Genomic DNA, 19962 nt, shown 5'->3' with positions numbered 1-19962 from the left:
AAATGTCCTCCACAGTCTACATAGTATTTTTGAAACAATTTCACACTCAGTTTTACCACCCCCTTTAATCATATTTCTCTGTATGTATAAAGTAGGCAAAGCCTACTCTTTAATGAAACCATCCAGATTCTCATCAAGATCCGAGTCAAATTCAATTTTTTCGAGAGTGATATCATCTTCCTTGGGTTGTTGACTGCTATAAACTTGACTCCCTATAAGTGTCGGCGGTCTCCCTTCATGCCCAAATAAGAACTGTCTTAGGGCCTCTCTTAAAATATCACTCTCATCATAATAAGGAGGCAGTTCCTTTAAAGCCTTCCTGATGTCGTCATCCTTACCTGGTCGAAGTCTAGCGATAACTACTTTCTTCCCCACAGTCTCACCCCTATTTTCCCGTAACCATTAATTTGGGCTATTTGATCGAACAGGATTTTGTTAGGAAGATGAAGATTATCGAATATCTGAAAAGCAGCACCACCGCCTATTAGATAGTAATCAAACTTGATGTTTAGTCCATCAATTTCGTTTTGAACTTGTATAGCCAATGATCTAAACGCTTTTTGGATCAACGGTCTGATATCATATCCTTCATAAATTCCACTAATGACATAGGGATCGAGTTCATATATGGCTGGAGCCTTTCCTATCTTATCGAGTAAATATTTACGCAATAGTTTATATGCTTTTTCTACTCCAAGAAAAACACTCACTGATTCTTTCATGATCTCTAATTTGTCTAGGCCTAATAGGTTAAGAGTGTAGAATCCTAAATCCACAACAAGAACTTTTTTTCGAGCAACATCGCGGCGACCTATCTTTCCTGAATCATCAAGTATGTAATCCATCGCTACGCCGTAACCTTGTGGAACAATCTTGTATTTATTTATGTTTAGATTAATATCGGTGTAAGCACCTTTACCCTTTTTAATGGAATACACGTTTGAACTACTTATTGAATTTAACATCTGCTCCATATCAGTTAATTGATTAAAGTAGAAGGATATAGGTAATCCAGTAACCATGTTAAAAGGTTGACTCTTATTTAGATATCCCAATCCAGTCTTAAGCAAAACTTCAGATGTCATGGCTTCGCTCTTATTGTCTTTCAGTGTGAAATACTTTATCTCGCTGTGTCTTAATGCTAAATTTCCCACAAACAATTCTTCATTATAGAAGAAATCATTCGGTTTAATGTTTTGTTCAAACAATGGCTGTGCTTCACCTGAAATTGATGGCTGTATATATGTAATCCCTCCTCTCTTCGCCTTCGTATAGCTAAATCCTAGATCAATTACGCTTAAGTCAATGTTAGACACGGTACAACCTCCTAATCATTTGATCACAACTCGTCACAAATTACTAACGATGTAATACAAATTTATACATAGAGATTGTACCATTATATCATTAATTTGTATATGTTTATTTTATATTTGGTAAGCTTTATATTGTGCTGAGTATTCCATAAACAACTGTTCATTTCCCATATCTAAAGCTAGGTCAATCATCCGCATTATTTCCTCTCTCGATAACAGGATTTCGTTGTCCAGATTAACTACAACATTGAAGTCCATAAGGCTAACAATCTCATCAATTGTCTTTGTCTTCAAAAGGTTTAGATCATCTTTTACACGAATATCAATATGTATTGTTTTAGCATCGGGATATTCATTCAATATCAAATTTTTCACAACATCCACTGTAAGAAATTTTTTGCTGTACCCATCTTGGAATTTAACTATAGACTTCCAATCTCTCTTCACTGTGTCGAAGTAGTACTCTCTTTTCTTTTTGTCATATTCTATAAAATCCCAATCTACGTACAAGTTTAAATTTTGCGGTTTTCTTCTGAACTCTTTTACAATTTGCTTAGTCAACAGCTCGATTGTTTCTGTCTTGCCGAGTATAGGCATTTTAATCACTTCTCCTCTTCTTTAACACTATTTCTAAGAGTCATAATTTCTTCTTTGATAAACGGAAGCCCATCGAGAAGTAAATCCTCTGGAATTAAGTTTCCGAACCCTACCAGTGATTTGGTGAACGAACTGTCAACACCTACATTGATTTGGTTGATCGCACTGGAGGGTCTGCTATGGATATGACCGTGAATGGAATATGTATTAGGTGTTAAACCAATCTCAATTGGATAGTGACACAAGAATAGATGCTGCTTATTAATATTTCTTACTATCATATTTTCAATGGAATCAAAGTATTGAAAGATCTTTTTCACAACTTTTTTATCGTCATGATTTTCAAGAACAAGATGAATTTCCCCATTGAGTTGTGAGAGGATCTTTTCCCACTTGGTAATCCCCCCAAAGACGAAATCCCCTAAGTGATAAACAGTATCTTTCTTCCCAACGGTCTTATTCCATTGTTCAATTAGTGCAGTATCCATCTCATCAATATCATTAAACGGCCTGTTCTCATGCTGAAGTATGTTTTTGTGACAGAAATGGGTATCAGAAGTATAGAATACAGTCATTTCTTTAATTCTTCCTTTCTTTATAAAATGGAGATTTCACTGTTGATTATCCGTGAAGGGTTTGATATCAAGATACCAATATGCTGGGAGCCCAACAACTATTGCAGCAATAGGCATAAAGCCTGTCACCAGAATAATATCTTTCAACATCCAACGATCTAAGGCATAAGCAAACCCCCAACACAATACCAATACAAAATAAGCTTGGATCAGTCTTTTAATAACGTATTTTTTGAGTCCACCATAGTGTTCATCCAATTCGGTTATCATTTGTTTAAACAATTCAACTCTCCTTTTTAAATTATGATGAAAGTCGCCTTTCTTTTAGACTTATGACTCGTCAAAAAGTAAATCATAAACCGTAACTCCTAAAACTTCAGCTATATTTTTGAGTTTACTTAGACGAGGATCATGCCTTCCACTCTCCCAGTAACCTACGGTGACATCAGACACTCCAAGTCTTTTAGCCAACTCTTCTTTAGATAATCCTAGTCTCTCACGAAATCTTTTTAAGTTGTTGGAAAATTGAATCTCTGGCATAGTGTGACCCTCCAATTAGTTTTCTACTATTATACATATTGATATAGAAAAATCTAACGAAATGCATCTTTCATTGAAACATTAATTCGGCCAACTTCTTAGTACCTCTTTTATGTGTTTGAAACACAGCTTGCCTTGTAATGTTAAATTCCTTTCCGATATCTGCCAAAGTCTTGCCATCGATATAAAATCGCTTTGCGACTATTTTTTCTTTATCGGTGAACGATCCAGTATCTATAGCCTTAGCAAGTTGATCGCGATAAATCTCATCGTCGACGGAAAGGTAGTGGTTTCTATCGTCTGAAACCACATCAGAGATAAATATCTTCTTCCCATTACTATTAGAACTTAATTTTCTGTGCTCTTCATCCATGCTAATCTTAGTGTATTTACTCCTGCAAATCATTTGGTTGTATCGTGCATTTTTCATGAACTCCATCCAGACAACTTTCCCGGCGTAAGATGTGAATTTAATATTTTTACCTAAATCATATGTATCGAAAGCAACTACTAGGCCATAAAGCCCCATTCCAATTAGTTCGTCCTTATTTTCAGTTGATCCATTTCTAATCCACCTATTTACTAATGAATGTACCAAAGGGATGTTATTATTGATTACTTTGTCTCTTATTTGCTTATCGTTCGTGTTTCTTGATAATTTAATTAGTTCCTCATTATTAAGAGAATTGTCTCTTTTTACATGTTCAGTTCTCAATTGAATAAACCTTCTCCTTTTCCTATCTTAAATGTTTCATAACCGCCTTCGCTGATCACTAAGCAATTGAGCTGCTTGCCGTATGTACATGCACCATCAATTCCAATTTTGTCTTCGAGGGGACTAAACCAAATATCTGCAGATGAATGTAAGTGAACACATGGTGTGTGACCAAAAATGACTGTTTTATCAATGCCTGTGATATTGTTAATGAAGATATCTCTAATCCATACGAAATCGTCGGCAGGTTGTTTTTTCCAATCTTCATAAAACGGGTTGATCCCAGCATGAACGAAAATGTGAGAATCAGTTTCGTGATATAAAGGTAGATTCTTTAGAAATTCTATATGCTCTGAAAAATGATCTACAATAAATTGCTTTGCCTTTTTATATGTATCCCAATCAAATTGTTCTTCGAAGAAGTCAAATCCGCAATAACTCTCTATTGTTTGATATCCTCCATTACTAAGCCAATGAGCATCGAAACTGTCGTCATTGTTAACTAGGGCGCTTACCATCATATCATCATGATTTCCTTTGAGTACAACTACACCACATTGTTCATGAAGAACTTTAACTTGCTCAATTACTTGCCTGCTCTTCATTCCTCTATCAACATAATCTCCCAATAAAATTAATTTGTCATTTTGAGGTTCATAGTTGATTTTGTGGAGCATTAAGTTTAGTTCATCATAACAACCATGAATGTCGCTAATTGCTAATGTCCTGATATAACCAATCCTCCCTTATTCTACAACCTCATCAATTATTGTTTGCAATTTGTTTATTGCCCTTTTACTGAGGTTTTGTTTATGATTTGCCAACCATCTTTCTAGCTTAGATCTTACTGACTCTTTATTTTTCACCTTAATTTCTGGTGGATGATATTCTTGGCTTGCTTTAATAACGCTGCTATATGAAGTTGGTACAAAAACAGGGGTATATTGACCTGCTGATTTACTAATTTCCTCATACTCTTCTTGAGTTGTCACTGGTATTGCTTTATCCCCATAATCCTGTTTAAATGCTGTGTACGTCTTATTAGCAATAGAAGTAATTGAATTGTTGTAGTTCATACTACCTGCGCTTGCGATATAAGCCACATCTGCAGCACCTTGCTTAATTAATTCGATTGTCTTATCAGAATTAACTCCACCAAGCATTTTAGACGACAACCATTCTAGTTCAAAAGAATCTGCAAGTTTTCGGTCCCTATCTATATTTATGTATTCTGGTTTAAAGTCGTACCCCTGAGTATATTTTGGATAACTGCATACATAAAGGCCATTAACGAAAACCTTTCCCTTGTATTGTTCTTCCTCTAAGATTCTACCAAACTTACTTTCAATAACTCTTCCAACATCTTGACAATGTAAATTTGATTCAACGATCTCTTCATAGTCCTGCTCAGTGATGTTCTCAATCGTAATGGTTAGATTATTATCTGGGATATTCGCCCAAGGGTATTTCTTATCAACAAAGAAAGTAAGAATCTCTGCACCATTATAACGTCTTGATTTCACAAAACGTGGTTTCCAAACTTCTCTGGCACCGTAATTATAGAATGTAACTTTCTTATCAAATCTTGTTAGTACCAGAGTAGCAATCTTATAGCCCTCACCAAACTTACCAATAGTGTTTGGGTCGTTTCTTTTTGATGATGCACCTAGCAGCAGAGTTTTCACATCTAATACAGATGATTTGTTTCCTATGTATAATGTCTTACTATCCTTACCATAATTAAAAAACATTTCATTGTCTTCGGTTGTTGTTTGTTGATCTAAAGCATTTTGAAACAATTCTCTCACTGCGTCAACAACTGTCCAATCTGGCACATAATCTTTGGATAAACTTAGTTCAAATTTGCTCAAATACTGGCCTCCTAAATTCTTGATAAAGCAAGTGTTTTATTGAAAAGTCCTAACTAAATGTTGGTTCAGGTTCAGCTTCTGGTTGAACTTCATCTGAGCTTCCATCCTCATCAATGATGATTGTGGTGTGATTTTGAGACAGTTTCATTAAATAGATCTCAAAGTCATTTAGATATCTTAGGGATCTTAATTCGTGCTTTCCGTCATACCGCATGTCCCAGCCTTTATCTGAACCTTTTGTGTATCTTGATAAACCAATTTCGAAGTTCATATCTTCATCTTTTTCACATTCAAATTTTAGCACAGCATATTCGAAGGAGCTCCAGTTTCGTGATTCGTTGTAATCAATTTCAAAACTTACTTCAACAGATTCATAGCTAACGCCATCTTCATAAACAACTTCAAGACCGCTTGTGCTGATACTCTTCGCAACATAATCCATCCATTTTTCATAAAGATCTGTCACCTTTATTGTTTTAGGATTGTCTTCTGTATTCATGAGGGATTTAAAATTCTCAAGTAATTTTTTATTTTCCAGAGCCGAATTTTTGAGCACATCTACCATCACACTATCTAATTTAGTTATGTATTTTGAATAATCATAGGTTTCCAAATAAGGAACCATTACTGATTTAACTTGTTCTTCAATTATTTTTGTAACATCTCCATAAGACCTAAATAAATTTTCAAGTGCGTTCACAATACCTTTTTCAAGTTGCTGCTCAATCAATTTTTCAATTGTTCCATCCTCTAATTTCTTGCTAATCGTATCCCTAATACTGTTTTCAAGTGTCATTTTATAATCTCCTTTTTATTATGTTTTTTGAAAATGAATATTACTTCTACTCAGATATACATGCCACTTATGTATCCTTCAATGATTCCCTCGTCTTGCATCTCGTTCAATATCTGTTCAATGTTATTTGATACATTTCTTGCAAATGTATTACTTGGATTTTCTGCTAGAAGATATTGATAATCATAGGGCTGAAGGAATAACTCATCTAATACATCGATCATTAACCCCTGTAAGGTTTCCATGTTGACCTTAATGTTTAGAGTGGTCATGTCTCCTACTTGACGCACATAGTACAAATTCGCTTTATGGTGGTTTGTAAATCCATAATCCACTATTTGTTCAGCAGTTATACCAGCTGCTATTCTTATTTTCTTCATATGTATCTCCTTTTGCTACTTGCCATATTTTAAAATCAAAATGAGGAACCACATTAGCGGCCAACCAAGCTCAACGGACACGATATCTTTTATCCCGATAGGTAATCCATCATTCCATATCACAAATAGCAAATTAAGCAGACCAATATAACAGTAAATTGGAATAATCCATCCAAAAATTAAACTTAGCATCTATGCTCCTTTCGATAAAACAGGTATTTCATCATAATTATCAATGATAATCTCTTTACAAGCACAATATATTGTTATAAAATAACATCCAACCCACTATATATAGAAAGGAGGTAGACGATATGAACTGTATTTCAATAACTTATCTACGAGATTTTTATACTTATGGTGAACATTCTTTGGCACGACAAAACAAGCTTTACAACGTATTGCGGAAACAAGGTTCACTTCAGATTAACAGCGCTACTAGCTATACTTTTACCACATCTTTATCGCCGTCATTGGTCACTGAATATGCAAAACCATATCTTGAGCCAGACTGCTCATTCATCGCTGCCAATGATATTGAAACATCTGAATTGCTCTCTGGTTCCTACTACTGCTAATTTTATCCCCTATCACTTTATAAGTGGTGGGGGATATTTATGTATGTAAGTAAAACTAGAATTTCATCAACTCTTTACGGTGTTAGGTGTCATCTACTTCCCCTTTCTCCTTTTGTTCCCAGTAAGGTTTGTCATCTCTCGAATAGCAGTGATAACTATTTGGACAGAGCATTGTGCGCTGTTTCTTACACGTATCACATGTACGATTGTCTTTTACTTTGTTCCGTTTCATTCTGTTTCCTCCCCTGGAAGGTTGATGGGTGACCAGTGTGTTACGCCGTTAGCTCTGTACCCACCGTTATTCAAATACCATCCGTACCCTTCTCCATCGAGTAGTTTGGCATGTTGGGCAAGCCTTACATGTTCTCCGTCTGTTACAAGGCACGTCACATGGCTTACAATGCTCCTGCTGTGTGGATCGTACTTAATCCAATTAATCATGCTCTTGCCTCCTCAATCCTCGTCCGAATATACGTTGTTTTCCGTCAAATCATATACTGCATGGTGTTTGTCCTTGCTTTCGTCTAATTTTGACTCCTCATAGTCAACGTAGAAGCATTTGCCCGAGAAAGTGATTTGTCTTGCTGGGTTTTTCCAGAATGAAATTTCATCTACCAAGATCAGAAACTCCGTGCTGTCGGATTCCATCAAGAATCGTTGTTCAGGTGTTAGCTGGATCTTTACGAGTCCATCATTCATTTGCTTCTTCCTCCTCTAATACTGCAGTTTGTGATTCCATAAGAACTTTAATAAGTTCCATTTCTCCCGTATCATTATGAAAATAATAATCGTAACCATTTTCTAATTGAAAAACTGTCAATCCATCAAAAAAATTGACTCCAACTATTCTCTGATTGAGGACTAAATCTTTAGGAATAGTTTGATTTTGCGCAATAATATTGAAACTTGCCTCATTCACTCTGCTTCCTCCTTTGGATAAAGGGATAGAATTGCAAAATTCAAAGCCTCTACGACAAGCGGATTAAAGTTGTTTGTAACCATTAACTTCCGAATTTTCGTTATTAACTTATTTGCACGTTCTTTTTCTATCACCATTTCGTTGTAATACTTCATCTTTTCGGAACATTGCTCATCGTACAATTTGCGCAGTAAACGGTAGCTTTCGTTTGCCTTATCTCCCCGTTCTTTCTCTGCTTCAAGCTGTTTAATTAGCCAGTCCTTTTGTGCTTTAATATTTTCCGTATCAAAAATCGTGTTTTCTGCAAGGTAGCGTAACCAATATGAATCGTCATAGCTTTTAATTTCTTCTAGATTCTGCTTCTGCTTGTCTCTACTCATTCCACTACCTCCTCACACTCATGAGAATGTATAAAATAGAGTCCTGTTTCGCCGTAGCCGATATAGTAACCGTTCTTATCAGAATCTTTTACTTCAAATTCCTGTCCTATTAGTTGATTAATCGGATACTCAGACCATACTGGACTGCTGTCAGTGATTCTTATCTTCATTCCACTACCTCCCCAACCGCTTTCCCGAAAACCTTTTCTGCACATTTCACTGAACATAACGGCGGTTCAATCGGCAAGCCCATACAGCCACAGGGGGAATCCATACTAATGTATGTGCAGCAGTATTCCGGTTCATAGTCCGTCACATCAGCGTCGCAGACGAAGCATTTCCAGCCTTTACTCATTCCACTACCTCCCCTTTTTCTTCATGTTTTCGTACTGCTCTCGCCATACGCGATACAATTTCCCGTTCTCGATAGCTAGGTTTTTAGTGCGGACATTTTCCTCTGTCATCTCAAACGGAGAACTTTGCATTTGTTCCATGTACTCCTGAATAGCACAATCTGGACTGCAAAAGAACTCAGTGAGGTATGCGCTGTACTCAACTTCCATTTCAACCGTTATTTCCTTTTTACAAGTTGGACATATGACTTCGTTCATTCCACTACCTCCAATGCCTCTGGTTTACAGCCCACTGAAATTCCGTTGTAATTGGCGATAATCTTATCTTCATAAACCTTCAGAACGATCCCTTCGCCACGTCTGTAATGTCGCACTTTATCTCCCGGCTTAATGGTGGGTACTGGTGGGGTGTCAGGCATATACCCTAGAGCCTTTTCAGCTATCTTTCTGCGCTCTATCGCTGTCTCTTCATAAGTGACTTTTACTGTTGTTCGCACTTCCTCCAACGCCTTGCGATACCTTTCTGCTTTTTGCTCCAGTTCGATTAGCTTTACTTGGTTATTCACTTCATCACCTCGTCCCAACACTTATCACACAAAGGCGGCTCTATGGGTTTTCCCATGCATCCACATTCTCGACCGTTACAGCAAAACACAGGTATATAATTTTCTAACGGTGTTCCACACTTTAAGCATTTCTCTTCTCGTTGATCGTCCATCTCTACCCCTCCCGAACTTCTTTCAATTCGTCTTTGAGTGCGTCAGCACATTTTGCGCATAGATAAAAACAACCGCTGCTGCCGTACTTAATTTCAATCGCATAATGCGAAAATCTAAGACAGTTGTGACAAGTACACTGACGTTCTTCTGTCACTCTCATATCTTCTCACCCTCCAATAGATCCCCAATGATTTCGATGTTCTCGCAATTCTTCAGGTATTCAGAATGTGTTGCCTTTTCACCGTATGCACCTACAACGCTTTCCCACTTGACAATGAAGCAGCCTTTTTCAAAGCACACAACTCCGGTGTTTTCGTTCCTGTATTTCCGAAACTTTACTTCATGACGCTCATATATCTCTTTGCCGTTACAATCTGACAGTCCGGCGTACCACATGATTTCAAAGTCAGACATCCGCAACCTGTGATATCCCCTGCCGTCCATTTCCATGTAAACGCCCAGTACTTTCGTATCAAAGTTGATGCTTTCAATTTGATCCGGCCTCAACATAAGTTTCAACGGTTTATAGAATGCGCGGATTTTCATCTCTTTCATATGTTCACACCCTCCAATAGATCGGGATTGTCGAGACTTTCAAGCCCATTCTCCCTATTCTCTTTTTCTTGCTTGATGCATTTCACAAGCGAATATGCCATTGAATTAAGCGACTCTAGTTCATCATCTGTTATATCTTTCAACCAGTCTTCAAATTGGGGAACGACCATTCCTTTTGTTTCATAAAGCAAATCAAGTACATGTTTACTCATATCTTCTCACCCTCCAAAGGCTCCCCACAGTCAATACATAATAATCTATGATGACTGCAATCCTCGCATGGTTTGACCTTCTTTGCATCATATTCGCACCCAATGTGATAAGCAGTTGTAGTCCCATCTTCTTCTTTTCTACTGATCTGTTTGTGATCAATCGGCAAATCGTTATTGCAAATTCCGCATGTATTCATAAATTCATCTTGAGTGAAGCGACCGTTTTCAAATGTAGGATTTCCATTGGTATTTCCGACCTTTTCATACCTATGAAATAGTTCCTGAGATACGTCATATGCTTCATCTGGGTTTTCTCCGATGTGCTGATTTCGATATTCTGACCACTTAATCACAAATCTCGTTATCTTTCCGTCTATGTTCTCGCCTTCTATAACATCCCCTAAAGATAAAGACGTTCCCATGCAATCCTTCGGTGTAGTTCTAGACTCTTTCATCCTTCTCACCCTCCATAATTAACTGTTCAGATACTCCAGATACACTTTCTTGCATTTCTCGCTGCAAAACATACCTTCTTTGATCGGTATAGCACACTCTCTACATTTCATCTTCTCTTCCTTCTCTCTTATAAATTTTTGTTCATCAAATTAACTGTTTTTCTTCGATTCTTTATGATTCTTTAGTAATTCTCTTTGTGGTTTTGATAAAAGACGGATTTTATCAAGAAATATGCGTCAAAAAACCCTTATAAACATTGACTTTTTTAAACGTACAATTTTCGATTTTTGCGATCAAAGGCTTCTTTTACGTGTTCTTTCACATACCAGTAATTTTCTCTGTCATAATAAAGATCTACAACACGACTACCTTCGACCACGAAGCAATTACGATAATAGTTGATGTGCTTCTTTCCGTTCTCGTTTCTGGACATCCGTCCAGTATGTATCGCTCTAAAAATTTTGTATTCAATCTCTTTATTCGATTTGCATTTCTGAGTACTAACAGGGCATTGCTGCCTGTATTTTTGAATCACTTTCTCATCGATATAAAATGTTTCTATGTATTTGCTTGGTTCAGATTTCATTAGGCGATCCATTTCTTGGTCAAATCGACCCTGCTCGTATCCCATTTTGTAATGGTGTGCACGAAGTTTCTTAAAGATCCTGGAGTAAAAGAACTTCTCGATTGTTTCTCTCAATCAGCCCACCTTCTTTCCAATTACATTAACTACCTTGCCAAAGCGAACAACTTTATAAGGTTTATTCGATACCTCTTGATTCTTCATCAGCTCGTCATAGGTATCTTCTGTAGCTTTAAATTCAGCACCCTTGAAATTATATGTATCTCCAATTACAAAACTTGTTCCTCTTGGTTCCTCGCCTTCCCAACAGATTGATAAAATTGTATGTGCAGCATGGCTTAGTTTCATATGTATCATCCTTTCAAAATGATTGAATTAGTAAAGTAAAATAGTTGAATAAAAAGTGGCTGAAGATTGGTACAAAGATATTCCCTGTCTTCTTGTAGTAATAACCCCACACAAGACCAATAAAAAAATATCCCATAAAAGATGTTAAATTAAAATGTAGTGCTGCGAAAACCAAAGCCGAAATTATTAATGATATTACATTTGGCATATGTTTATTTAATTGATCTTGGATAACTTTGCGACATATCAACTCTTCAAAGATAGGACTGAAAAACACTGCATATATGTACACGATTGGTGCTCTGTCAGTCATAGGTGTAATGTCAGTGTAGAAGCTTGGTAGCATTGATAAAACATTAAATCCCAAAGTGGCTATACAAAATGATGTTAATACTTTCCCCTGTATCCCTGGCTCTCTAGCCCTATTCAGATCATCCTCAATCCATCGTTTACTAAAGAGCAAGATAATGTACATAATTACTGTTGGGACAACGTTTATTAGGAATTGTACTATCCGTCCTCACTTCCTCTCCAAATAAAAAAGCACATGATTAATTTCATGTACTTAGTGTAACATCGATTTTGTTCGATGTAAATAGTTTGTTTATTTTTATTTTATTAATTCTTTGATGATGAGATCATGTGGAGTTTTATAACCTTTTGGAATGTATGCAGCATTAGATAAGTACCATTCATCTGGATTTATTTCTGGAAAGTAAGAATCTCCCACAAAAGATGCGTCAATTTCAGTTACATACATCTTATTAACATATGGTAAAAATTGTGTGTATAACTCACTTCCACCGATAACTATGGTTTCATTGGGCAGATTATCGGCAACATAGTCCAGTATATCATCTATACTATGTAAGACAGTGCAACCTTCAGCGGTGTATGATTTGTCAGAGGTAAGGATTAAGTTAGTACGATTGGACAAAGATTTGCCAATTGACTCAAAAGTTTTACGTCCCATGACAACCGTTTTATTGAGAGTGGTTAATTTAAAGTGTTGCAAATCTGCAGGGATGTGCCAAGGTAACTGGTTATTTGAACCGATTAGCCTATTTTGGTCATAGGCGACTATGAGAGAAAACGTCATACTGCTACAATCCCTTTTATAGTTGGATGTGGGTCATACCCTACTAAAGTAAAATCCTCAAATTTAAACTGATCTATATCTTTAATATTTTGATTTAACCTCATTGAAGGAAGTTGTCTTGGTTCTCTGGTCAACTGTAGATTAACCTGTTCAACATGATTGGTGTAAATATGCACATCTGCACCTGAAAAAATCAATTCCCCAAGCTCCAAATCGCACACTTGAGCAACCATCATGGTAAGTAGAGCGTAGCTAGCAATGTTGAATGGGAGCCCCAAAAAAACGTCCGTCGATCTCATGTTGAACTTACAAGATAGTTTGTTGTTTGCTACATAAAACTGAAAAGCATAATGGCATGGCGGCAACTTCATTTCATTGATTAAATCAACATTCCATGCCGATACGAGATGTCTTCTTGAATCAGGATTTGTTTTAATTTGATCAATAACATTTTTAATTTGGTCAATATTTGGATAGTGTGGATCTCCATCATAATATATATTGCTACTTGAAGGCCAACTTCTCCACTGACTACCATATACTGGACCAAGATTACCATTGTCATCAGCCCACTCATCCCAAATTCGAACACTGTTCTCTTTGAGATACTTGATGTTAGTGTCACCTGATAAAAACCACAACAACTCATGGATTACAGATATAAGATGAACTTTCTTAGTCGTTAGCAATGGAAAACCTGTCTCTAGATTGCATCTTAGTTCACGACCAAACACAGACAGTGTGCCAATGCCAGTCCTGTCTTCTTTTAGCACTCCATTATCAAGGATATCTTTGCATAAATTCAAGTATTGTTTATCGACGTTATTCATATGTTCCCCCATTATTAAAGGCAGTGAGATAATCACTGCCCCATTTATTAGTTTTAGTTTTTGCCTGTGCTTCCGATTCCACCACGCGACACTTCATCGAGCTCATCAACTGTAATAAATTCAACCTCTGGCATTACTTCTTGAATACGGAATTGACAGATACGGTCATTTTTCTTAATTACAGTGTCTCGCATAGCAAGCGCAGGGAAATGCCATTGATCTTCATTACCTGAATATGAATTATCAATTACTCCAAAGTGATTTGTTTGGATAATACCAAAGTTTTTAAACGTGCTGCTTCGAGGTACTGGATATGCTTCATAACCATCAGGAAGTTTCATCCCAATACCAAGTGGAATAAGGGCATATTCTCCCTTTTTTAGTTCGATATCTACCGCAGAACGAAGATCGATCCAGTTTCCCTTAGTAATTTTTTGAATAGGTTCGATATCAGCAAAGTATTTAACCTTGATTTGAAGTGGCTGTAATTTGCGACCAACTTCTTTCATAGCGTCTCCAATTCTTTTTGCTCGGTTGCTTGTGACTTCCGTTAATTTAGACAATAATGATTCAATCTGATCATTTGTCAGCACATAATCTGGTGTAGAGATAGTGAACTTATTAATATCAACAAACCCACCTTTTGGTCTGGGTTTATACTCTTCCACTTGAGATACATCAAACCAGGCCGTAATTCTCTTGTCGGTATCACGCGAAAAATATGTCAGTTTAACTTTGTTACCAGAGACATCCTTCACGATAGCTTTTTTGTTAATCCCTTTAATGAATACCTTGTCTTCTTTTTTATAAAATGGTTGTTTCATATGTATTTTAATTACTCCCTTTTTTATATTTTCTTTAAAGACGTGCTGCCAACAATTTAATTTCTTCTGGTTTGAAGCCGACTGTACGTCCAATTTCTTTGCCTTCATCATCTACTAAGATTACAGTAGGAACTGAACCAATGGCATATTCAGCCGATAAGTGCGCCTGATCAAAAGCATGAACTTCTTGAAACTCAGCACCAATACCTTTGAGGAAAGTGTCAACACTTTTACATGGAGCACAATTTTCTTTATAGAATTTAAGTAATTTCAAATTGATTTCTCCTCTGTTTTATTTTATAGATCGTCAAAACCGTTATCGTCCGAAACTTTGCCATAGTTGCGCGATTTCGCTTCAAAGAAGTCAGTTTTAGTTGCATTTAAAGCTTCATCAGAGAAAGGTTTAATCCATGGCATACAGTTAACATCAACACCTTTGTATGCCTTCTCTAATCCCATCATGGTAAGTCTACGATTAGCAATGTATTTGATATAATCCGAAAGTTCACTCAGATCAATACCCTTTACCTCTCTAAGGGTGTAATGTCCCCAATTGGTCTCAAGTTGAACGGCTCGATCAATTGTCTTATAAACGTAGTCGATATTCTCCTTCGTGTTGAGTTCAGGGAAATCCTTGAGCAACTGTTTGAACACTTCAGCGAAGAAGTAGCAGTGCTGGTTCTCATCTCTTTGTATGTAGGAGACCATTTGACTAGTTGCCATCATCTTTTGGTCACGAGCTAAGTTGTAAAAGAAGGCAAATGTACTATAGAAGAAGATGCCTTCGAGAATCAAATCAGCGACCATTGCTTCGAAGAAGGTTTGCGGTGAAGGATTATCGCGGAAGTTCTGGTAAATGTTCGAGATGAACTGGTTGCGCTCCAGAAGTACCGGATCATGCTTCCAGTATTCAAAGATTTCTTTTTGTTCTTGTTCCGACACGATTGAGGAAAGTACATAGGAATAGGATTGGTTATGTACTACTTCTTGTTGACCAATTATCGCTGCAATTGCCTCCAAGGAGGAGTCGGTGAAGTATCGTTTCACATCACCGACAAACATTGTTTGCATAGAGTCCAGGACAGCCAATAATGAAATATTAATTTTAAATGTTCGTTGTTCCACAGAGTCAAGGAGCGCAAATTGTTGTGCATCCTTAGACATTGGGATTTCATCTGCAATCCAATGGTTCAGTAGCAACACCTTATATAGCTTATACATATGAGGGATACGAATGTCATTCCAGTTCAAAATACCTGAACACTCGCCATCAATAATTCGTGTAGATTGGTTGGGTGCTTCTGTATTAAAAATCTTTTGAATATTCAAGTAGGGATTCTCCTTTTAATGTCTTTATGTTATGAAGCGCAAGACTCACACTCTTCAATCGTTAGTGCTCTACTTCGAATGTAGTAACTCGATTTGATTCCTTCTTTCCAAACTGCCAAATGCAATTCCAAGAAATCAGATGCCTTAATATCGGGTGTAACATACAAGTTAAAACTCTGACCCTGATCTAAGTGTCTGGCACGTTTACCTGCGGATTTAATACTCCAATGCTGGTCGACCAGAAATGCTGTTTTATAATACCAGATTGTCTTTTCATTTAAATCTGGCGCTGGATTAGCTACTTTGTAGGTAGTTTTCTCCTCATAAGAAACAAGTTCATAAACAGGGTCGATTGTAGCTGTTGAACCAGCAATGATTGAAGTCGATCCATTAGGGGCAATCGCCATGACGTTAGCGTTACGCATTCCAAAAGTATGAATATCTTCCGCTAAAGCTAGCCATTCAGACGTATCATAGTTGCGTTTTACAAAATACTCCCCTGTATCCCATTCACTGCCCTTAAACTTCGGATAGTGTCCTTTCTCCTTGGCTAATTCCATACTTGCCTTCACAGCTAGGAAGTTAATCTTCTCATATAATTTGTCGTTGTAATTAACGGCTTCCTCAGACTCCCACTTAATTCCTTCAAGAGCCAATAAGTGATGTAGACCAAATGTTCCCAAGCCTACTGCACGATACTGACTGTTTGTGTATTGAGCCTGCAGCACATCGATGTTGTTAATATCAATTACATTGTCCAACATTCGGACTTGGATTGGGATTAATCGCTCAAGTACATTATCTGGAACTGCTCGTGACAGATTAGTAGAGTTCAGATTACATACAACAAAATCTCCAGGAATCTTTGTGATGATGATTCTTGTTTCGCCATCCTTAGTTTTTAGTTCTTCTGATTCAATTGTTGTAGGTGACTGATTCTGAAAAATCTCTGTGCAGAGGTTTGACGAATAAATCATGCCAGCATGAGAATTAGGATTCATTCGATTCACAGTGTCACGATAGAACATGTATGGAGTTCCCGTTTCCAGTTGCGACTTCATGATTCGCTTCATAATATCAATTGCTTGAACAGTGATTCGAGACAAGTTTGGATTGGCTACAGCCTCAGCATATTTTTCTCGGAAAGTACCTTCGCCTAATTTCTCATCATAGAAATCTTCAAGGCCAAGAGCTCGACCGTTTTCATCCTTCCATCCCATAACCTTTTTTACTTCATGTGGGCAGAATAGACTCCATTCACCTCGTTCTTCTACACGTTCCATAAACAAATCGGGAAGGCATACACCATGAAACACGTCATGAGCTCTCATTCGCTCATCCCCATTGTTCAACTTCAAATCCAGGAATGCTAGAATATCTTTATGAAAGACATCAAGATATACAGCAATTGCACCTTTTCTAGTCCCAAGTTGGTCAACGCTTACTGCAGTATTATTTAATTGGCGAATCCATGGAATAACACCCGAACTCGTATTTTTATGACCTCTGATATCTGAGCCTCTTGCACGTACTTTACCAAGGTAAACACCAATTCCTCCACCTGTTTTGCTTAGACGGGCAACGTCTGTATTAGAGTCGAAGATTCCTTCCAAGGAGTCGTCCACGGTATCAATGAAGCAGCTGGAAAGCTGGCCTGCTACTTTTTTACCTGCATTAGACATTGTTGGTGTGGCAGCGGTCATGTATAGGTTACTCATAGCCCAATAAGATTCTTTTACCAATTCAATCCGTTTCTCTTGTGGCTCATTTCGCATGATATCCATTGCAATAATCATGTAACGCTCTTGTGGCAGCTCCATTACTCGCCCATCAAAATCTTTAGCAAGATAGCGTTCATCCAAAGTAAGAAGACCAATGTAATCGAATAACAAGTCTTTTTCTGGATTAATAAAAGCACCAAGTTCATCGATGTCCTCTTTGGAATATGCACTCAAAAGCTCATCTCGATAGATACCTTTCTTTACAAGTTCGGTAATCAGATTATAAAAACTTCCATATGGCTCATCTGGGTAGGATTTATAATGACGGTTATAGGCCGCTTTCTTATACAGTGAAGTCAGCAAAGATCGAGCAGCTACAAACTTCCAGTTCGGCTCTTCTTTAGAGATAAGTTCAAGTGCTGACATTGTAAAAGCATGTGTAATTTCTTCTGCTGTGACAGTCTCATGACGAAGTTTACTGTTAACTCCTCTTAGCAGAACTTCCTTGCTTAGTTCATTAAAGCCATAGAGAACTCGTTCTGCATAAACTTCAATTCGGTTAGCATCAAATGCTAATTGTCGGTTATTTGGTTTAGTTGCAAATTTAGGCACTTATTAACCTCTTTCTTATTATGTTTATTTTTTTATGAAAGGTACATTTCATTGGATTTCAATGAAGTGCTTACCATAAAACATATCAAGCCTATCAGAATCAATTTCTTTGATGATATGTTTATCCCCTTGATTATTCTTAGCACGAATCACTCTCTTGAATGTGTACATATCACGCAAACTTGTTTTGTATCCTTTATACTCTTTGCCTTCACTAAAGGCCAATGTTCCATCATTCAATACGACATTGTTAATACATAAGAGTTTTATATTTACCACCCACTTCTCCTATAATTGATACTCGTCTTCTTCATCTTGTGATACTAATGACTCTAAATATCTATCCCAAATATCAATAACATGATCCCATTCGCCAGTCTTATTATGTTCAGTAAAACCATTTCTTGTACCTACCATAACGGAAATTGGAGACATATTACTTTCTCTAACCGCCATGATAAGCGCCAGTTCTTCTTTATTTAATTGATGATACATTTATTCGTACTCCTTCGTGTATAAAATGTGCATTTCATCAAACATTCTCGACTCTCACCAACGAATCTTCATAATGCCTCCTATCCTTCTCTATGCAGATATATTTTCTGTTCAAATTCTTAGAGGCAACTGCAGTAGTTGCACTTCCACTGCACGGATCAAATACTGTATCTTCTTCATTGCTAGAGCTTTCAATTATGTATTCAAATAGTTTCAACGGTTTCTCGGTAGGATGTATCTTACTTCTTCCAACCGGGAAATCCCATACATTATGTTTGCAATGTTGATTAAATGTTGTCTTACGCTTCTTTGCAAACACACAGTTTTCTATACTATGTATCCAATAATGTTGCCCGTTTACTGGAGAAGGGTTCGTTTTATGCCAGATGCATTGCCTGGCAGTCATATCTTTCTTTTCATTAAAGAACGAGAATACGGTAGACATCTGTTCGATTCCACAAAAGATATAAATACTTCCCTTTGATAAACGGTAAAGTTGCTGCAGAAACTCATTCAATTCAAATGTTTCAATATCAGCAAGTCCTTTGTCCAACTTTCTCATCTGCCCACCATACTTAGCTCTCTCTTCTCCATTTTGAGTTACCGCTCCATATGGAATATCAGTGAGAATTAGCTCCATTGATCCATCTGGCAACTTTGGCATTATCCTCATACAGTCGCCATGATAAATCTTATTTTTCCATTCTTCTTTAAGCAATTGTTTCCTCCTTTATTTATATTTTCTTTATAAAATTTGACTTTCATCAACTTTTTGACTTCAAAAATCCCTTTGTTTATAAGGTTTTACTAACCTGCTAATTCAACGTTCCAAGTAAATCCCTCATTGTCTACATATTTCACTTTGATAGACTCTAATGTATGGCAGCGTCCGTACTCATCATTTGGGTTATATGGCAGGTCTTCGTATTCTCCATCATAATTTCTTAACTTATGGCGACCCGAATAATTCTTTAGAAGATCGATTAAATCGTGTACAATTGTTTCTTCGAAAAAAGGTTTAGTGTATGTATTGATTGTCGTAATATAATCAGCGTCATTTGAGTCTGCTACTACAGTTACTACAAATTTATTTCGATCTTTTTGATCTGGTGCAACAAGTTTATATTCTCCCATTTATTCATTCTCCTTTTCTTTATCA

The 19962-nt window shown here is 37.0% G+C and carries 34 protein-coding genes; 1 reads left to right on the top strand and 33 read right to left on the bottom strand.

The features are described 5' to 3' along the window. Positions 1 to 102 precede the first annotated feature (102 nt). The 11 genes from J7E85_RS01925 to J7E85_RS01875 all read right to left on the bottom strand — a co-directional run bounded on the left by J7E85_RS01925 (position 103) and on the right by J7E85_RS01875 (position 6790). Entirely contained in the window at positions 103 to 375 is a 273-nt protein-coding gene (locus J7E85_RS01925; RefSeq protein ID WP_215154411.1) for a hypothetical protein, read from the bottom strand. After that, positions 360 to 1316, bottom strand: coding sequence for a ParM/StbA family protein (locus tag J7E85_RS01920; protein ID WP_215154410.1), 957 nt, complete (start codon positions 1314 to 1316; stop codon positions 360 to 362). Before J7E85_RS01920 ends, J7E85_RS01925 begins: the two co-directional genes overlap by 16 nt. A gap of 111 nt (positions 1317 to 1427) precedes the next feature. After that, positions 1428 to 1913 (bottom strand): IDEAL domain-containing protein, encoded by a 486-nt coding sequence (locus J7E85_RS01915; RefSeq protein ID WP_215154409.1) that lies wholly within the window; start codon positions 1911 to 1913, stop codon positions 1428 to 1430. Between the two features lie 5 nt (positions 1914 to 1918). After that, positions 1919 to 2488 carry a metallophosphoesterase family protein gene (locus J7E85_RS01910; RefSeq protein ID WP_215154407.1) on the bottom strand — a complete coding sequence of 190 codons (570 nt, stop codon included), beginning with the start codon at positions 2486 to 2488 and terminating at the stop codon, positions 1919 to 1921. 36 nt (positions 2489 to 2524) lie between these two features. Then, a complete protein-coding gene (locus J7E85_RS01905; RefSeq protein ID WP_215154405.1) occupies positions 2525 to 2770 on the bottom strand; it encodes a hypothetical protein in 246 nt (81 codons plus the stop codon). Positions 2771 to 2818: 48 nt separating this feature from the next. Continuing rightward, positions 2819 to 3028: a helix-turn-helix transcriptional regulator gene (locus J7E85_RS01900; RefSeq protein ID WP_215154404.1), complete on the bottom strand. Its 210-nt coding sequence runs from the start codon at positions 3026 to 3028 to the stop codon at positions 2819 to 2821. Positions 3029 to 3098: 70 nt separating this feature from the next. Continuing rightward, on the bottom strand, positions 3099 to 3743 hold the full coding sequence (locus J7E85_RS01895) for a sigma-70 family RNA polymerase sigma factor (protein WP_215154402.1): 645 nt from the start codon (positions 3741 to 3743) through the stop codon (positions 3099 to 3101). Then, positions 3740 to 4459: a metallophosphoesterase family protein gene (locus J7E85_RS01890; RefSeq protein WP_353049450.1), complete on the bottom strand. Its 720-nt coding sequence runs from the start codon at positions 4457 to 4459 to the stop codon at positions 3740 to 3742. Before J7E85_RS01890 ends, J7E85_RS01895 begins: the two co-directional genes overlap by 4 nt. Before the next feature lie 30 nt (positions 4460 to 4489). Beyond that, positions 4490 to 5614, bottom strand: coding sequence for a hypothetical protein (locus tag J7E85_RS01885; RefSeq protein WP_215154400.1), 1125 nt, complete (start codon positions 5612 to 5614; stop codon positions 4490 to 4492). Between the two features lie 49 nt (positions 5615 to 5663). Continuing rightward, complete coding sequence (locus tag J7E85_RS01880) at positions 5664 to 6410, bottom strand: hypothetical protein (protein ID WP_215154398.1); 747 nt, start codon at positions 6408 to 6410, stop codon at positions 5664 to 5666. A gap of 50 nt (positions 6411 to 6460) precedes the next feature. Continuing rightward, entirely contained in the window at positions 6461 to 6790 is a 330-nt protein-coding gene (locus tag J7E85_RS01875) for a hypothetical protein (protein WP_215154396.1), read from the bottom strand. Positions 6791 to 7104: 314 nt separating this feature from the next. On the opposite strand from J7E85_RS01875, the gene J7E85_RS01870 reads away from it, so the two are divergent. Further along, positions 7105 to 7368: a hypothetical protein gene (locus J7E85_RS01870; RefSeq protein ID WP_215154394.1), complete on the top strand. Its 264-nt coding sequence runs from the start codon at positions 7105 to 7107 to the stop codon at positions 7366 to 7368. A gap of 453 nt (positions 7369 to 7821) precedes the next feature. Here the strand turns inward: J7E85_RS01870 and J7E85_RS01865 are convergent, their stop codons facing one another. The 22 genes from J7E85_RS01865 to J7E85_RS01760 form a co-directional block, all read right to left on the bottom strand. Further along, positions 7822 to 8067 carry a hypothetical protein gene (locus J7E85_RS01865; protein ID WP_215154392.1) on the bottom strand — a complete coding sequence of 82 codons (246 nt, stop codon included), beginning with the start codon at positions 8065 to 8067 and terminating at the stop codon, positions 7822 to 7824. Then, complete coding sequence (locus J7E85_RS01860; protein ID WP_215154390.1) at positions 8060 to 8287, bottom strand: hypothetical protein; 228 nt, start codon at positions 8285 to 8287, stop codon at positions 8060 to 8062. The genes J7E85_RS01865 and J7E85_RS01860 overlap by 8 nt, the downstream gene beginning before the upstream one ends. Continuing rightward, the gene (locus J7E85_RS01855) at positions 8284 to 8667 is read right to left on the bottom strand and encodes a hypothetical protein (protein ID WP_215154388.1); all 384 of its coding nucleotides are present in this window, start codon (positions 8665 to 8667) and stop codon (positions 8284 to 8286) included. The genes J7E85_RS01860 and J7E85_RS01855 overlap by 4 nt, the downstream gene beginning before the upstream one ends. Beyond that, positions 8664 to 8837 carry a hypothetical protein gene (locus J7E85_RS01850; protein WP_215154386.1) on the bottom strand — a complete coding sequence of 58 codons (174 nt, stop codon included), beginning with the start codon at positions 8835 to 8837 and terminating at the stop codon, positions 8664 to 8666. Before J7E85_RS01850 ends, J7E85_RS01855 begins: the two co-directional genes overlap by 4 nt. A 189-nt stretch (positions 8838 to 9026) precedes the next feature. Continuing rightward, entirely contained in the window at positions 9027 to 9278 is a 252-nt protein-coding gene (locus J7E85_RS01845; protein WP_215154384.1) for a hypothetical protein, read from the bottom strand. Further along, positions 9275 to 9586: a hypothetical protein gene (locus tag J7E85_RS01840; RefSeq protein WP_215154383.1), complete on the bottom strand. Its 312-nt coding sequence runs from the start codon at positions 9584 to 9586 to the stop codon at positions 9275 to 9277. The genes J7E85_RS01845 and J7E85_RS01840 overlap by 4 nt, the downstream gene beginning before the upstream one ends. A gap of 309 nt (positions 9587 to 9895) precedes the next feature. After that, positions 9896 to 10294, bottom strand: coding sequence for a YopX family protein (locus tag J7E85_RS01835; protein ID WP_215154381.1), 399 nt, complete (start codon positions 10292 to 10294; stop codon positions 9896 to 9898). After that, on the bottom strand, positions 10291 to 10506 hold the full coding sequence (locus J7E85_RS01830; RefSeq protein ID WP_215154379.1) for a hypothetical protein: 216 nt from the start codon (positions 10504 to 10506) through the stop codon (positions 10291 to 10293). The genes J7E85_RS01835 and J7E85_RS01830 overlap by 4 nt, the downstream gene beginning before the upstream one ends. Continuing rightward, positions 10503 to 10961 carry a hypothetical protein gene (locus J7E85_RS01825; RefSeq protein WP_215154376.1) on the bottom strand — a complete coding sequence of 153 codons (459 nt, stop codon included), beginning with the start codon at positions 10959 to 10961 and terminating at the stop codon, positions 10503 to 10505. Before J7E85_RS01825 ends, J7E85_RS01830 begins: the two co-directional genes overlap by 4 nt. Positions 10962 to 11227: 266 nt before the next feature. Next, on the bottom strand, positions 11228 to 11662 hold the full coding sequence (locus tag J7E85_RS01820) for a hypothetical protein (RefSeq protein ID WP_215154374.1): 435 nt from the start codon (positions 11660 to 11662) through the stop codon (positions 11228 to 11230). Next, positions 11663 to 11893 carry a hypothetical protein gene (locus J7E85_RS01815; protein ID WP_215154372.1) on the bottom strand — a complete coding sequence of 77 codons (231 nt, stop codon included), beginning with the start codon at positions 11891 to 11893 and terminating at the stop codon, positions 11663 to 11665. A gap of 13 nt (positions 11894 to 11906) precedes the next feature. Then, positions 11907 to 12206, bottom strand: a complete 300-nt coding sequence (locus tag J7E85_RS34745; RefSeq protein ID WP_353049449.1) for a CPBP family intramembrane glutamic endopeptidase — start codon at positions 12204 to 12206, stop codon at positions 11907 to 11909. Positions 12207 to 12503: 297 nt separating this feature from the next. After that, on the bottom strand, positions 12504 to 12992 hold the full coding sequence (locus J7E85_RS01805; protein WP_215154368.1) for a dihydrofolate reductase: 489 nt from the start codon (positions 12990 to 12992) through the stop codon (positions 12504 to 12506). Continuing rightward, positions 12989 to 13822 (bottom strand): thymidylate synthase, encoded by an 834-nt coding sequence (locus J7E85_RS01800; RefSeq protein WP_215154363.1) that lies wholly within the window; start codon positions 13820 to 13822, stop codon positions 12989 to 12991. The genes J7E85_RS01805 and J7E85_RS01800 overlap by 4 nt, the downstream gene beginning before the upstream one ends. A gap of 53 nt (positions 13823 to 13875) precedes the next feature. Continuing rightward, the gene (locus J7E85_RS01795; RefSeq protein WP_215154612.1) at positions 13876 to 14331 is read right to left on the bottom strand and encodes a dUTP diphosphatase; all 456 of its coding nucleotides are present in this window, start codon (positions 14329 to 14331) and stop codon (positions 13876 to 13878) included. A 349-nt stretch (positions 14332 to 14680) separates the two neighbouring features. After that, the gene (locus J7E85_RS01790) at positions 14681 to 14920 is read right to left on the bottom strand and encodes a thioredoxin family protein (protein ID WP_215154361.1); all 240 of its coding nucleotides are present in this window, start codon (positions 14918 to 14920) and stop codon (positions 14681 to 14683) included. 23 nt (positions 14921 to 14943) lie between these two features. Beyond that, the gene (locus tag J7E85_RS01785) at positions 14944 to 15975 is read right to left on the bottom strand and encodes a ribonucleotide-diphosphate reductase subunit beta (RefSeq protein WP_215154359.1); all 1032 of its coding nucleotides are present in this window, start codon (positions 15973 to 15975) and stop codon (positions 14944 to 14946) included. A gap of 29 nt (positions 15976 to 16004) precedes the next feature. After that, positions 16005 to 18308, bottom strand: a complete 2304-nt coding sequence (locus tag J7E85_RS01780; RefSeq protein WP_215154356.1) for a ribonucleoside-diphosphate reductase subunit alpha — start codon at positions 18306 to 18308, stop codon at positions 16005 to 16007. Between the two features lie 48 nt (positions 18309 to 18356). Beyond that, a complete protein-coding gene (locus J7E85_RS01775) occupies positions 18357 to 18587 on the bottom strand; it encodes a hypothetical protein (RefSeq protein WP_215154353.1) in 231 nt (76 codons plus the stop codon). A 9-nt stretch (positions 18588 to 18596) separates the two neighbouring features. Beyond that, positions 18597 to 18803: a hypothetical protein gene (locus tag J7E85_RS01770; RefSeq protein ID WP_215154351.1), complete on the bottom strand. Its 207-nt coding sequence runs from the start codon at positions 18801 to 18803 to the stop codon at positions 18597 to 18599. Positions 18804 to 18840: 37 nt separating this feature from the next. Further along, complete coding sequence (locus J7E85_RS01765; protein ID WP_215154350.1) at positions 18841 to 19521, bottom strand: DNA-methyltransferase; 681 nt, start codon at positions 19519 to 19521, stop codon at positions 18841 to 18843. 89 nt (positions 19522 to 19610) lie between these two features. Continuing rightward, positions 19611 to 19937 (bottom strand): hypothetical protein, encoded by a 327-nt coding sequence (locus J7E85_RS01760; protein ID WP_215154348.1) that lies wholly within the window; start codon positions 19935 to 19937, stop codon positions 19611 to 19613. Between the last annotated feature and the right edge of the window lie 25 nt (positions 19938 to 19962).

Origin of the sequence: Paenibacillus sp. ISL-20 (assembly GCF_018613005.1) — a bacterium.
GTDB lineage: Bacteria > Bacillota > Bacilli > Paenibacillales > Paenibacillaceae > Paenibacillus_AQ.
The sequence above is the reverse complement of the archived record's forward strand: the minus strand, read 5'-3'. Positions and strand labels throughout refer to the sequence as shown.

What these genes read in the sequence shown, in the direction of transcription:
- J7E85_RS01910 (WP_215154407.1), bottom strand. Translation starts at nt 2,488, where the DNA reads ATGACTGTATTCTATACTTCTGATACCCATTTCTGTCACAAAAACATA.
- J7E85_RS01835 (WP_215154381.1), bottom strand. Translation starts at nt 10,294, where the DNA reads ATGAAAGAGATGAAAATCCGCGCATTCTATAAACCGTTGAAACTTATG.
- J7E85_RS01800 (WP_215154363.1), bottom strand. Translation starts at nt 13,822, where the DNA reads ATGAATAACGTCGATAAACAATACTTGAATTTATGCAAAGATATCCTT.
- J7E85_RS01850 (WP_215154386.1), bottom strand. Translation starts at nt 8,837, where the DNA reads ATGAAGATAAGAATCACTGACAGCAGTCCAGTATGGTCTGAGTATCCG.
- J7E85_RS01855 (WP_215154388.1), bottom strand. Translation starts at nt 8,667, where the DNA reads ATGAGTAGAGACAAGCAGAAGCAGAATCTAGAAGAAATTAAAAGCTAT.
- J7E85_RS01795 (WP_215154612.1), bottom strand. Translation starts at nt 14,331, where the DNA reads ATGAAAGAAGTTGGTCGCAAATTACAGCCACTTCAAATCAAGGTTAAA.
- J7E85_RS01845 (WP_215154384.1), bottom strand. Translation starts at nt 9,278, where the DNA reads ATGAACGAAGTCATATGTCCAACTTGTAAAAAGGAAATAACGGTTGAA.
- J7E85_RS01915 (WP_215154409.1), bottom strand. Translation starts at nt 1,913, where the DNA reads ATGCCTATACTCGGCAAGACAGAAACAATCGAGCTGTTGACTAAGCAA.
- J7E85_RS01770 (WP_215154351.1), bottom strand. Translation starts at nt 18,803, where the DNA reads ATGTATCATCAATTAAATAAAGAAGAACTGGCGCTTATCATGGCGGTT.
- J7E85_RS01830 (WP_215154379.1), bottom strand. Translation starts at nt 10,506, where the DNA reads ATGAGTAAACATGTACTTGATTTGCTTTATGAAACAAAAGGAATGGTC.
- J7E85_RS01865 (WP_215154392.1), bottom strand. Translation starts at nt 8,067, where the DNA reads ATGAATGATGGACTCGTAAAGATCCAGCTAACACCTGAACAACGATTC.
- J7E85_RS01805 (WP_215154368.1), bottom strand. Translation starts at nt 12,992, where the DNA reads ATGACGTTTTCTCTCATAGTCGCCTATGACCAAAATAGGCTAATCGGT.
- J7E85_RS01760 (WP_215154348.1), bottom strand. Translation starts at nt 19,937, where the DNA reads ATGGGAGAATATAAACTTGTTGCACCAGATCAAAAAGATCGAAATAAA.
- J7E85_RS01900 (WP_215154404.1), bottom strand. Translation starts at nt 3,028, where the DNA reads ATGCCAGAGATTCAATTTTCCAACAACTTAAAAAGATTTCGTGAGAGA.
- J7E85_RS01815 (WP_215154372.1), bottom strand. Translation starts at nt 11,893, where the DNA reads ATGAAACTAAGCCATGCTGCACATACAATTTTATCAATCTGTTGGGAA.
- J7E85_RS34745 (WP_353049449.1), bottom strand. Translation starts at nt 12,206, where the DNA reads ATGACTGACAGAGCACCAATCGTGTACATATATGCAGTGTTTTTCAGT.
- J7E85_RS01880 (WP_215154398.1), bottom strand. Translation starts at nt 6,410, where the DNA reads ATGACACTTGAAAACAGTATTAGGGATACGATTAGCAAGAAATTAGAG.
- J7E85_RS01870 (WP_215154394.1), top strand. Translation starts at nt 7,105, where the DNA reads ATGAACTGTATTTCAATAACTTATCTACGAGATTTTTATACTTATGGT.
- J7E85_RS01825 (WP_215154376.1), bottom strand. Translation starts at nt 10,961, where the DNA reads ATGAAAGAGTCTAGAACTACACCGAAGGATTGCATGGGAACGTCTTTA.
- J7E85_RS01875 (WP_215154396.1), bottom strand. Translation starts at nt 6,790, where the DNA reads ATGAAGAAAATAAGAATAGCAGCTGGTATAACTGCTGAACAAATAGTG.